The sequence below is a fragment of the Halorubrum sp. ASP1 genome, from assembly GCF_005435135.1.
GTDB classification, from domain to species: domain Archaea; phylum Halobacteriota; class Halobacteria; order Halobacteriales; family Haloferacaceae; genus Halorubrum; species Halorubrum tropicale.
The window spans coordinates 247,825-258,135 of record NZ_SGUA01000006.1 but is presented as its reverse complement, the minus strand read 5'-3'; the positions used below and the strand labels follow the sequence as shown (position 1 = coordinate 258,135).

The window sequence follows — 10,311 nt, the reverse complement described above, 5'->3', positions numbered from 1 at the left end:
GTATCGTGAAGTACTGGAGTGAGCGATCCTCTGGGAACCACGAGTCGCCGCCTGCCCACTCATACGGGAATACTCCCACCACAGCCCACGGACAGCGCGTCCGTGGGCTTTCTTCATATCCAACGAGTGACAGCGACGCGTCCGATTCGGTGGACACTGACTCGATGGTGTGGTTGGCGTCCATCGAGGCGGCTGAGTCAGGGTACCGTCCGTCAGCGACTGCGCCGTCCAGGAGCTGAGTCGAAGATTGTCTCGGCGGAACCGTATCAGTACTAATACTTTCGTCCGTAAGTTTATCACTTCTGTCGCTGAAGTCAATGTAACATGGGCGGGTCGGACGACGCGGTTCGACTGTGCTGCGGCGACGAGCCGTCGCTTCGCGACGGCGTCGCTTCGGACCGTGTCGTCTCCGTGTTGTTCGGCACCGACGTCGAGGCGTGGCGGAGGGGCTGGAGTCGGACCGTAGCGGGGCCGCCGGCACGGGAGGCGGCGGTGGACGTGAACGACATCGCTCGGAGCGGGGCCACCGCGTCGACGCAGGTGGTACCGAACAACGGGCTCGCGTACACGGTGCTCGGCCGCGACGCCGATGGGGAGCGCGTGCTCGACGCCGTTGGCGATCACCTCGACGGCGTTCCCGAGGGGACGGTCGACCTGTTGGTCGACGACCTCGCGCCCGTCGCCGCGCGGGAGGGCGTCGACGTCGCGGTCGGGTTCGCGGACCGTCTCCGTGAGCGCTTCGCCGACGAGGCGAACCGCGTCCTGCTCGGCTGTTCCGCCGAGTGCTCCGCCGAGTTACTGTCACGCCTCGACGCCCTCGTCGACGCTGACGCGACCGCGACGGCGGCGGTTGAACGGCTCTCGCGCGACGACCCCACCACCTTCGGGTACGTCCGTCGTCACTGGGCAGAGGCCAAGCGCGGTATCGAGGCGTGCGACCGGAACTACCCGCAGTCGAAGCAGGTCCACGCCGCGCTGACCGACCCGGAGACGACGCCGCGGACGCTGGGGGCGACCCTGTCGGGGTTGGTCACGCTCGGCGCGCTGGAAACGTGGGGAGACACGGTGGGACCGACCCGGTACGACCTCACCGCGTACCGGCCGGATCGGACGTCGGCGATCGGCGCGGCGCTCGAAGCGGACGACGTCGAGGAGTGAGACGTCGCCTCCCGGCTCGGTGTGTCAGCCGCCGGTTTCGTCCCGCTCGTCGGTCTCCGCGATGCGTCTGAGGTCGGTCTCAACGACGGTGCCGTCGGGCTCCAGCGTCACGCTTCCGAGGGCGGCGGTCTCACCGGTGTCGTACCGGGCGTCGACCGCCGCCAGCGTCCGGCGCCTGTCGAGCCGGTCCCAGACGGCCTCCGCGACGAGCGACTGGAACGCCTCGGGGTCGGTCCACCCGGCGTCGATGTCGGAGGGGACGCCGACGACGACCCGGAGCTCCGTCTCGGCGACGCGAATGCCGACGCCGAACGTGTCCGCACACATGGACGGTCGTTCGCGACGGGGGGTGAAATCACCGTCGGCGGCGGACATGACGGCGACCGCGCCGACTCGCACGCTCGACTCTCGAAACCGGTAAGCACCCCCCGCTCGAATGATCGAAGACTCGATGAGTTCGACGCCAGCGGTGTCGCCGAGGGCGGGGCTCGCGGCGGCGGTCGTCGCGGTGAGCGCGGGCGCGATCCTCGTCCGCCTGAGCGACGCGCCGAGCTCGGTCGCCGCGTTCTACCGAGTGCTGTTCACGACCCTCCCGTTGGCCTCGGTGGCGGCGTGGCGGTACCGCGGGGAGTTCGGCCGGATCCGGTCGCGCGACCTCGCGTTCGCGGTGCTGTCCGGCGTCGCGCTCGCGATCCACTTCGCGGCCTGGTTCGAGAGTCTCCGGTGGACGAGCGTCGCCGCGAGCGTGACGCTCGTTCAGGCGCAGCCGGTGTTCGTCGCGGTCGGCGCGTGGCTGCTGTTGCGCGAGCGCGTCACGCGGCAGATGGCCGCGGGCATCGCGGTCGCCGTGGCGGGGATGGCGTCGATGTCGCTCGGCGACTTTCTTGGGGGCGTGACGGTCGGGGCTCGCCCGCTGTACGGTAACGCGTTGGCGCTGGCCGGTGCCGTCGCCGCGGCGGGGTACGTGCTGGCCGGTCGCTCGCTGCGGCAGCGGATCTCGCTGGTCCCCTACGTCACCGTCGTGTACGGCGTCTGCGTGGTGGTCCTGCTCGCGTTCGTGCTCGCCGCCGGCCACCCGCTGACGGGGTACCCCGCCCGGGAGTGGCTCCTGTTCGTCGGGCTCGCGGTCGGACCGGGGCTCCTCGGCCACACGGTCCTCAACTGGGCGCTCGCGCACTTGGAGTCGAGCGTCGTGTCCGTCTCCCTGCTCGGTGAGCCGGTCGGCGCGACGCTGCTCGCGGCCGCGCTGCTGTCGGAGACGCCCACCCCGGCGACGGTCGCCGGCGGCTGCGTGGTCCTCGTTGGTATCTACGTCACCGCGACGACGAACTCGTCGTAGCGTTTTCAGCGCCGATATTTTGGGGTGAACGTTCAAGACCGCCGAACCGGTGGGTAAAGTATGGACCGGCGAACGGTCGTCGCGTTCGTTGGCGACGACGAGAGCGCCAGCGAACGCGTGGCCCGTTCGGTCGAGGCCGCGTGGAACGGCGCGGGCGGCCCGTCCCTTCGGACGCTCGCTCCCACTGACTTCGGCGAGGACCGAGGCGGCGAGGAGCCGCTGAAAGACACGTGCGGGGTCGTCGTCACCGCCTCGGCCGTGGCGGACGACGTCGTCACGGAGAGACTCGTCGCGCTCCCGTCCCACGTGCCGGTGATCGCGCTCGTCGAGGACGCGTCGACGGCGACGATCCGAACACTGCTGGCGGCCGACGTGGACGACGTGGTCGAGGCCGACGACCGCGGCCGTCACGTCGGGGGGGACGCGGTCGACCCGCTCGCGGAGCGGATCCGGGGGCAGATGAGCCCTGACCGCGTCACGCTCGGAGGCGACGGCGTCGCCCGGCTCTCCGAGGTGTTGCTCGACGCCGGGACGACGCTCATGAGCACGCGCACCGACGAGGTCGGCACGAAGATCGAGTGGACGATGGAGAACGTCGGCGAACACGCCGAACTCGATCGGATCGTCTGTTACCGCGAGGAGGACGGCGAGTTCGTCCCCGCCTACGACTGGTGTCCCGAGGGGTTCGACCCGGCGCCGAGGCCGTTCGACGACTTCCCGGACCCGGACCTGCTATCGACCTTCGGCAACGTCGCACGCGGATCCTCTCCGGCCGAGGACGACTCGGAGGGCAACGACGACGCGGGCCTCGCCGGGCCGGCGGCGACGGTCCACGTCCCGCTCGTCGTCGACTGGGAGCTCAGCGGCATCGTCGCGTTCGAGTCTGACGACTGCCGCGTCTGGACGGACGAAGAGGTGAGCCTGTACCGAACCCTCGGCGACCTGATCGCGCACACGATCGCGCGCAACGACCGCCGAGAAGCGCTCCGCAGGCAGGCGGAACAGCTGGAACAGTTCAGCGCGGTCGTCTCGCACGACCTCCGGAACCCGCTGAACGTGCTCTCCGGCTACCTGTCGCTCTCCGAGGACGAACTCACGCCGTCGCGGTACGACGCCATGAGCGGCGCGGTCGACCGCATGGAGACGCTGATCGACGACCTGCTCATGCTCGCGCGTCGCGGCGAGGCGATCGGCGACACGGAGCCGGTGCCGGTCGCGGCCGTCGCCGAGGACGCCTGGGACTCGGTGCGCGCGCCGAAGGCGACGCTCACGATCGCCGACGAAATCGGGTGCGTCGAGGCGGACCCGAGCCGGCTCCGGCAGGCGCTCGAGAACCTCTTCCGGAACGCGATCGACCACGGCGGTCCGGAGGTCTCGATAGAGATCGGTCCGCTCACCGACGGCGGCGACGTCGGCGGGATGTACGTCGCTGACGACGGGCCCGGCATCCCGGTCGGACTCGTCGATACGGTGTTCGACTCGGGCGTCTCCTCGGCCGACAGCTCCGGGATCGGCCTGGCGATCGTCGACCGGATCGTCGAGGCGCACGAGTGGGACATCGACGTCCGGAACGACGGCGGCGCGGTCTTCGAACTCACCTTCGACACGGACGCGACGCGGGTCGCGGCGCCGTAACGTTCGGTCGGCGTCGTCGTCGCCGCGACCCGGTCAACGTTCGTCGGACTCTCAGTTTTCGGCGAGCGGCTCACTCCTCGGCGAACCGTTCGACGGTTCGGCGGTGCCGATCGCGGAACATCCCCTCGAATCCAACCTTCGCCAGCGGCCCGACCGCGTCGCCCAGCGGGCCGAGCGGCAGCCGATAGGCGACCGTGTCGACGAGGAGCGTCTCGTCGCCGTCGGCGTAGAACGCGTGGGTGTGCTCCCACCGTCGGAACGGACCGCCTTCCATCACGTCGACGAACCGGGCGGAGCGCTCCGGGGACGCCGTGCCGTCGGGCTCGCGCTCGGCGATCCGCGAGGTCCACCGCTGTCGCGGTCCGGCCCCGAACGGGCGGACCGACATCTCGATCTCCGAGCCCGCGACGAGGACCTCGGGGTCGGGCGACCCGTCCGCCCCCGCGACGCTGTCGACGCGGAGACGCATCCAGTCCGGGGTGAGTTCTCGCAGTCCGTCGACCGTGGAGTGAAAATCCCACACGTCTTCGATCGGGACCGGCACCCGAGTCGTCCGCCTGTACGTCGGCATACCCGCGGTACGGTGCGGGCGGACAAAAAGCCGTCCTCGGCGGCGGTTCTGGGACCGAAACCCGCATGCCCGCGCGCGGCGTGAGACGAGACGATGGAACGCGGGGCGATCGACGTCGGCGACCTGGCTGGACCGTTCGATCTCCAGGCGACCCTGGAGAGCGGACAGAGCTACCTCTGGAACCGCGCGGACGGCGAGACGTACGACGAGCTTCACGCCCACGGCGGCGACGCGTGGTACGAGACCGTCGTCGACCCGATTCCCGGCGTGACGGAGGAACGCGTCGCGGTCCGGGTCAGACAGGAGGGCGGCGTCCACGACGGGCGGCTCCGCTGGGAGGCCTCGACGGACGCCGAGCCGCTGTTGACGCACCTGCTCCGACTCGACGACGACCTCGACGCGATCTTGGACGCGACGCCCGACCTCCCGCTGCTGGAACGGGCCTACGACGCCTACGAGGGGATGCGACTGACCCGCGACCCGGTATTCCCCTGTCTGATCTCGTTCATCTGCTCGGCGCAGATGCGGGTCGCGCGGATCCACGGGATGCAGCGGCGGCTCCGGGAGACGTACGGCGACGCGGTCGCGCTCGGCGACGAGACGTACCGGGCGTTCCCGGCGCCGGATCAGCTGGCCGCGCGCACCGAAGAGGAGCTCCGCGACCTCTCTCTGGGCTATCGGGCGCCGTACGTCCAGCGCACCGCGGAGATGGTCGCGAGCGGCGAGGCCGATCCCCTGGCTGCGGCCGACCTCCCCTACGAGGAGGCGCGGGAGTCGCTCACGCGGTTCGTCGGCGTCGGAAACAAGGTCGCCGACTGCGTGCTGTTGTTCTCGCTAGGCTTCCTCGAAGCGGTGCCGCTCGATACCTGGATCCGCACGACCATCGAGGAGTACTACCCCGACTGCGACCGCGGGAGATACGCGGCGACCTCCCGCGCGATCCGCGAGCGGTTCGGCGGCGAGTTCGCCGGCTACGCGCAGACGTACGTGTTCTACTACCTCCGCGCCGGCGGGGAGTGACCGACGGGCCCGCGTCCGCGGACGCCGGCGTCTCCGCGGGAACGAGCGGCCGCGAGACGCCCGCTCGCCGACCGCGTCGGCCGCCGAGAGTCGGTCCCGGCCGAAGTTTGATACTCGTTCGCGTGGTACGCTCGGCCGTGATGGACTGTCGAGTCGTCGTCGAGGCCGCGGTCCCGGTGTACGACGTGGAGACCCCCGACGAGGCGGTCCGGATCGCCATCTCGAAGACCGGCGAGATGCTCAACCCGGACCTCAACTACGTCGAGATCGACACCGGCACGCGGACGTCGCCCAGCGGCGAGCAGCTCGACCCGGCGTTCGTCGCGGCCGACGAGGCGCTCGTCGCCCTCGAACTCCGGATGGACGTGTTCAACGTCGACCGCGACGAACACGCCAGCCGCGTCGCGCGCAAGGAGATCGGCAAGCGGCTCCGTAACATTCCGCTGAAAGTGCTCTCGGTGACTGAGATAGCCCCCGAGGAGAGCGACCGACCGGAGGACCCCCCGACGGCTGAAGGAACGCCGGAGTCGGAAGACGGCGAACTCGATCCCGGCGACGACGGGCCGACTGACGGTCGCTGAGCCCCGAGAGCGGTTCGGACACCGCCGGTCCGCGGGCGAGAACGACACGGGACGACGGACGGCGGCGTCGCTGATCGGTGAACGGTCGGTCGGCGAGGAGCGGCGCGCAGTAGACGGTTCAGTCGGCCGTCGGGGCCAGCGGCTCCGATTCGGACGACTCCATCGGCTCGGTGATTCCTTCGGTCAGCTTGAAAACGGCGGCTTTGTGGTCGGTCTTCGACTTGTGAATCGATGTCGGCTTGACGCCCAGTTCCTCGTAGGCTTCGAGGTCGACGTCGTCGTCCCAGAACTCGCACTGTTTTCGTACCTCCGCGAGGAGACCGTGAAGATGGATGAGCTCCTGCTTCTTCATGAGTACCAGTCCTTTGCTACCGGAGGTTTATATTATTATCTTGAGTCACGTTACCATGCTGTTCGCGTATTTCGCGAGTAGCGGGGCGGAGAAGTGGATTCTCGATAGATCTATCAGGATCGTTTGCGACCGTCCGGAGCGGTCGCCGGCTCGCGAGCGACGGGCGTCGCTACGCGGTCGGTCACCGGGCGACCGGAAGGATCGGCATCGCGGGCCGGCCGTCGCGCCGGCGTGCGCTACTGGAACTGCTTGACGGCCTCGAGGTCGCGTTCCGTCCGCATGAACTCCGTCAGGCGGCGCGTCGCGTGACACGCCGAACAGGTGAAGTTGGACCGCAGATCCTGAAGCTCGGCGGGATTGTCCTGCCACTCCTTGCCGCACTCCGGACAGACGAGTCTGACGAACGCGTCAACCATGTCATCCAGTACAGGCGGCCGCGTTAAAAACGTGTGTGGCAGGCGATCCGCGACGGTCGGCGGGTCGGTCCCGCGGCCGATTCGACGGGCCGACCCCGCGATCGGTTACGACCGCATCGCCCGCTCAGGCGCTCGCGGTTCCGCTCGCGTCGAGCAGCTCCTTGTACCGGTTCCTGATGGTGACCTCCGAGACGTCGGCGACGTCGGACACCTGGCTCTGGGTCACCTTCTCGTTCGACAGCAGTGCCGCGGCGTAGACGGCGGCCGCGGCGAGGCCGACCGGCGACTTGCCGCTGGTGATCCCCGCGTTCGCGGCGTCGTCGAGCAGTTCGCGCGCGCGCCGCTCGGTCTCCTCCGAGAGGTCGAGCCGCGAGACGAACCGGGGGACGTAGCTCGTCGGGTCAGCGGGTTGGACGCGCAGTCCGAGCTCGCGGACGACGTAGCGGTACGTCCGGGTGAGCTCCATCTTCTCGACCCGCGAGACCGCGGTGAACTCGTCGAGGCTCCGGGGGTTCCCCACCTGCCGTGCGGCGGCGTACAGCGAGGCGGTGGCGACGCCCTCGATCGAACGGCCCGGAAGCAGGTTCTCGCTCAGCGCCCGGCGGTAGACGACGGAGGCGGTCTCGCGGACGGTGTCCGGGAGCCCGAGGGCGCTCGCCATCCGGTCGATCTCGCCGAGCGCCTGCTTGAGGTTGCGCTCCTTGGAGTCGCGGGTGCGGAAGCGCTCGTTCCAGGTCCGCAGTCGCTGCATCCGGCGCCGCTGTCGGCCCGAGAGCGACTTGCCGTAGGCGTCTTTGTCCTGCCAGCCGATGTTCGTCGAGAGCCCCTTGTCGTGCATCATGTTCGTCGTCGGGGCCCCCACCCGCGACTTGCTGTCGCGCTCGCCGGAGTTGAACGCGCGCCACTCCGGCCCGCGGTCGACCGAGTCCTCCTCGACGACGAGCCCGCAGTCGCTACAGACCGTCTCACCGTGTTCCGTGTCCGTGGCGAGCCGGCCGTCGCACTCCGGACAGGTGGTGATCCGCTCGCGCTCGTTCTCCGTGCGCTCGTCGACGCTCGTCGACTCCGCTCCCGCCGCGTCCCTCGTCCGGGTGCGCTCGCCGGACGCGGGCGCGTCGCCTCGGTCCGCGAGTCGGTCCCGTTCCGTGCCGCCGTCGCTGTAGGTGTATGTCTCTGTCATGGGCTTGCTCCGACGATCCCCCGACGAAAATACAGCGAGGTCCGCAATCGCCAGTCTGTTAACATGTAGTTAGTAGTGAGAACATATAAATATGTCGCTATTGACGATAGCGGGCGAAAGACGAAATTCGCCTCTGGAGGAGGAAAACGGCCGTCAGGGCGGCCTTGACGGTCCGATCGCGACGACGCCCGGACCGCCGTTCGGGCCGCGCGATCGTATATATACTTCACTCTCGGACCGCTCCGGGCCGGGGTGTCCGACAAATAAAGCGGCTGTGCCGGGGCGCTCGCGCGCGTCGCCCTCGCCTGCGGCCGTCACGGGTCGCCGGCGGCGACGCGCGCCATCGCCCCGGCGAGCACCTCGGTCGCGGCGGCGCAGTCGGCCCAGTCGGTCCACTCGCGCGGGTTGTGCGAGATCCCGTCGCGCGACGGGGCGAACAGCAGCGACGCGTCCGCGACGCGCGCCACCCGCATCGCGTCGTGGGCGGCGCCGGAGTGGAGGTCGACCGCCTCGCGGTCCGCGGCGTCGGCGGCCTCGTGGGCGGCCTCGCGGAGGCGGTCGCTCATCGGCGTCGGCGCCACGTCGAACGGGCGCTCGAACGCCGTCTCGACTCCGCGCTCGCGCTCCAGCCGCGCCAGCGACCCGCGCGCGGCGTCGACGATCGACTCCATCGACTCGGCCTCCACGTCGCGCACGTCGACGCCCGCCTCGACGCGCCCGGGGACCACGTTCGTCGCGTTCGGCGCGACCGACAGCGACCCGACCGTACCGACCGCCGAGGGCGACGACGACTCCACGATCTCGTTCGCGGCGCGCTCGACGTCCGAGACGAACTCGCTCGCAGCCGCCAGCGCGTCCGTCCGCTCGTCCATCGGGGTCGCGCCCGCGTGGTTCGCCTCCCCGTCGATCGTCGCCTCGCAGTGGGTGATCCCGGTGATCGTCGTCACGACCCCGGCCGCCGCGCCCGCCGCCTCCAGCGTCGTGTCCTGCTCGACGTGGAGCTCGTAGAACGCCCCCCACGACGCGGGGTCTACCGTCGTCGGCGCGCCCTCCGCGTCGGTCGGCGTGGCGGCGTCGACCGCGTCCCCGCCGCGGTAGCCGATCCGGTCGAGCGCCTCGCCGAGCGTCTCCCCGTCGCCGTCCGACAGCGCGAGCGCCTCGTCGAGGGGTAGCTCGTCGGTCGCGACGGTCGATCCCAACAGCCCGTTGCCGAAGGTGCCGCCCTCCTCCTCGGTGAAGCTCACGACCCCGACCGGCCGGTCCGGCTCGACGCCCTCGTCGCGCATCGCGCGGACGGCCTCCAGCGCGGCGTACACCCCGAGCGGCCCGTCGAAGATGCCGCCCTCCGGGACGCTGTCGAGGTGGCTCCCCGAGACGACCGGGGCGGCGCCCGGGTCGGCGTTCTCGGGAGTCCAGGTCCCGAGGACGTTCCCGACGGCGTCGACGGTCACGTCGAGGCCGGCGTCGCGGAGGCGCGCGACCAGCCGGTCCCGGGCCTCCCGGTTGGCCTCGGTCCCCGTTCGGTTCGTTCGGGCGTGCGCGTCGGCGTCGTCCGTCTCGACCCGGCCGAACGCCGCGTTCGCCTCGATGTCCGCGCGGAGCCGGTCCGCGTCGACTGGGAGGTTCATACCGGCACCGGGTCCCGCGGGATCAAAACGGTTCGGGCTCCGGCCGGGCGCTCGGCGGCACGACCGCTCGTCGCCGGCACCGCGCCGTCACTCGTTCCGCCGCGCGAGCCAGTAGCCCGCCGACCCCGCTCCGAGACCGGCGGCGAACGAGCGCTTCGCCGCCGGGCCGTCGAGCGAGCGCGCGACGGCGACCCCGAGCGCCGCCCACGCCAGCGCGACGCCGACGGTCCGCCCCGGTCCGCCCCGGAGCCGCCGACAGCCGGCGATCGTCCGCGAATGCCGATAGAGGTAGCCGGCCGCGAAGCCGACCGCGAACGGGCCGGCCCGGACCTCGTCGCCGGCCGCTCGCCACCGCGCGAGCAGGACGCCGACGCCGAGGCACTCGATCGCGGCGCCGAGCGCGCGCACCGCGTTCACCATGCGAACCGTTC

The 10,311-nt window shown here is 70.6% G+C and carries 13 protein-coding genes; 5 read left to right on the top strand and 8 right to left on the bottom strand.

Going from position 1 to position 10,311, the window contains the following annotated elements; all coding sequences use genetic code 11:
• Nucleotides 1-184: hypothetical protein (locus tag EXE48_RS18935; RefSeq protein WP_206750430.1), on the bottom strand; the 184-nt coding region annotated here is incomplete at its 3' end.
• Between the two features lie 140 nt (nt 185-324).
• Here EXE48_RS18935 and EXE48_RS11390 point away from each other — a divergent pair.
• The gene (locus tag EXE48_RS11390; protein ID WP_233561614.1) at nt 325-1,158 is read left to right on the top strand and encodes a hypothetical protein; all 834 of its coding nucleotides are present in this window, start codon (nt 325-327) and stop codon (nt 1,156-1,158) included.
• Between the two features lie 24 nt (nt 1,159-1,182).
• Here EXE48_RS11390 and EXE48_RS11385 read toward each other — a convergent pair whose 3' ends face one another.
• Nucleotides 1,183-1,485 (bottom strand): DUF8124 family protein, encoded by a 303-nt coding sequence (locus tag EXE48_RS11385; RefSeq protein WP_053771482.1) that lies wholly within the window; start codon nt 1,483-1,485, stop codon nt 1,183-1,185.
• Between the two features lie 124 nt (nt 1,486-1,609).
• Here EXE48_RS11385 and EXE48_RS11380 point away from each other — a divergent pair, with 124 nt between their 5' ends.
• Both EXE48_RS11380 and EXE48_RS11375 read left to right on the top strand, forming a co-directional pair.
• A complete protein-coding gene (locus EXE48_RS11380) occupies nt 1,610-2,497 on the top strand; it encodes a DMT family transporter (protein WP_137711447.1) in 888 nt (295 codons plus the stop codon).
• 60 nt (nt 2,498-2,557) lie between these two features.
• Complete coding sequence (locus tag EXE48_RS11375) at nt 2,558-4,132, top strand: sensor histidine kinase (protein WP_137711446.1); 1,575 nt, start codon at nt 2,558-2,560, stop codon at nt 4,130-4,132.
• A 70-nt stretch (nt 4,133-4,202) separates the two neighbouring features.
• Here the strand turns inward: EXE48_RS11375 and EXE48_RS11370 are convergent, their stop codons facing one another.
• The gene (locus EXE48_RS11370) at nt 4,203-4,703 is read right to left on the bottom strand and encodes an SRPBCC family protein (protein ID WP_137711445.1); all 501 of its coding nucleotides are present in this window, start codon (nt 4,701-4,703) and stop codon (nt 4,203-4,205) included.
• Nucleotides 4,704-4,796: 93 nt separating this feature from the next.
• On the opposite strand from EXE48_RS11370, the gene EXE48_RS11365 reads away from it, so the two are divergent.
• Both EXE48_RS11365 and EXE48_RS11360 read left to right on the top strand, forming a co-directional pair.
• Nucleotides 4,797-5,723, top strand: coding sequence for a DNA-3-methyladenine glycosylase family protein (locus EXE48_RS11365; protein ID WP_137711444.1), 927 nt, complete (start codon nt 4,797-4,799; stop codon nt 5,721-5,723).
• 140 nt (nt 5,724-5,863) lie between these two features.
• A complete protein-coding gene (locus tag EXE48_RS11360) occupies nt 5,864-6,304 on the top strand; it encodes a DUF555 domain-containing protein (protein ID WP_121599594.1) in 441 nt (146 codons plus the stop codon).
• Nucleotides 6,305-6,422: 118 nt separating this feature from the next.
• On the opposite strand, the gene EXE48_RS11355 is transcribed toward EXE48_RS11360, so the two are convergent.
• The 5 genes from EXE48_RS11355 to EXE48_RS11335 all read right to left on the bottom strand — a co-directional run bounded on the left by EXE48_RS11355 (nt 6,423) and on the right by EXE48_RS11335 (nt 10,300).
• On the bottom strand, nt 6,423-6,656 hold the full coding sequence (locus tag EXE48_RS11355; RefSeq protein ID WP_004598519.1) for a UPF0058 family protein: 234 nt from the start codon (nt 6,654-6,656) through the stop codon (nt 6,423-6,425).
• 236 nt (nt 6,657-6,892) lie between these two features.
• Nucleotides 6,893-7,072, bottom strand: a complete 180-nt coding sequence (locus EXE48_RS11350) for a DUF7836 family putative zinc-binding protein (protein WP_053771477.1) — start codon at nt 7,070-7,072, stop codon at nt 6,893-6,895.
• A gap of 124 nt (nt 7,073-7,196) precedes the next feature.
• A complete protein-coding gene (locus tag EXE48_RS11345; protein WP_053771476.1) occupies nt 7,197-8,252 on the bottom strand; it encodes a transcription initiation factor IIB in 1,056 nt (351 codons plus the stop codon).
• Nucleotides 8,253-8,566: 314 nt separating this feature from the next.
• The gene (locus EXE48_RS11340) at nt 8,567-9,880 is read right to left on the bottom strand and encodes a Zn-dependent hydrolase (RefSeq protein ID WP_053771475.1); all 1,314 of its coding nucleotides are present in this window, start codon (nt 9,878-9,880) and stop codon (nt 8,567-8,569) included.
• A gap of 87 nt (nt 9,881-9,967) precedes the next feature.
• Nucleotides 9,968-10,300, bottom strand: coding sequence for a hypothetical protein (locus EXE48_RS11335; RefSeq protein WP_053771474.1), 333 nt, complete (start codon nt 10,298-10,300; stop codon nt 9,968-9,970).
• Between the last annotated feature and the right edge of the window lie 11 nt (nt 10,301-10,311).

Bases quoted from the DNA above. Each gene is read 5' to 3' on its own strand.
- EXE48_RS11350 (WP_053771477.1), bottom strand. From the start codon at position 7,072: ATGGTTGACGCGTTCGTCAGACTCGTCTGTCCGGAGTGCGGCAAGGAG.
- EXE48_RS11355 (WP_004598519.1), bottom strand. From the start codon at position 6,656: ATGAAGAAGCAGGAGCTCATCCATCTTCACGGTCTCCTCGCGGAGGTA.
- EXE48_RS11345 (WP_053771476.1), bottom strand. From the start codon at position 8,252: ATGACAGAGACATACACCTACAGCGACGGCGGCACGGAACGGGACCGA.
- EXE48_RS11370 (WP_137711445.1), bottom strand. From the start codon at position 4,703: ATGCCGACGTACAGGCGGACGACTCGGGTGCCGGTCCCGATCGAAGAC.
- EXE48_RS11375 (WP_137711446.1), top strand. From the start codon at position 2,558: ATGGACCGGCGAACGGTCGTCGCGTTCGTTGGCGACGACGAGAGCGCC.
- EXE48_RS11385 (WP_053771482.1), bottom strand. From the start codon at position 1,485: ATGTGTGCGGACACGTTCGGCGTCGGCATTCGCGTCGCCGAGACGGAG.
- EXE48_RS11365 (WP_137711444.1), top strand. From the start codon at position 4,797: ATGGAACGCGGGGCGATCGACGTCGGCGACCTGGCTGGACCGTTCGAT.
- EXE48_RS11335 (WP_053771474.1), bottom strand. From the start codon at position 10,300: ATGGTGAACGCGGTGCGCGCGCTCGGCGCCGCGATCGAGTGCCTCGGC.
- EXE48_RS11390 (WP_233561614.1), top strand. From the start codon at position 325: ATGGGCGGGTCGGACGACGCGGTTCGACTGTGCTGCGGCGACGAGCCG.
- EXE48_RS11340 (WP_053771475.1), bottom strand. From the start codon at position 9,880: ATGAACCTCCCAGTCGACGCGGACCGGCTCCGCGCGGACATCGAGGCG.
- EXE48_RS11360 (WP_121599594.1), top strand. From the start codon at position 5,864: ATGGACTGTCGAGTCGTCGTCGAGGCCGCGGTCCCGGTGTACGACGTG.
- EXE48_RS11380 (WP_137711447.1), top strand. From the start codon at position 1,610: ATGAGTTCGACGCCAGCGGTGTCGCCGAGGGCGGGGCTCGCGGCGGCG.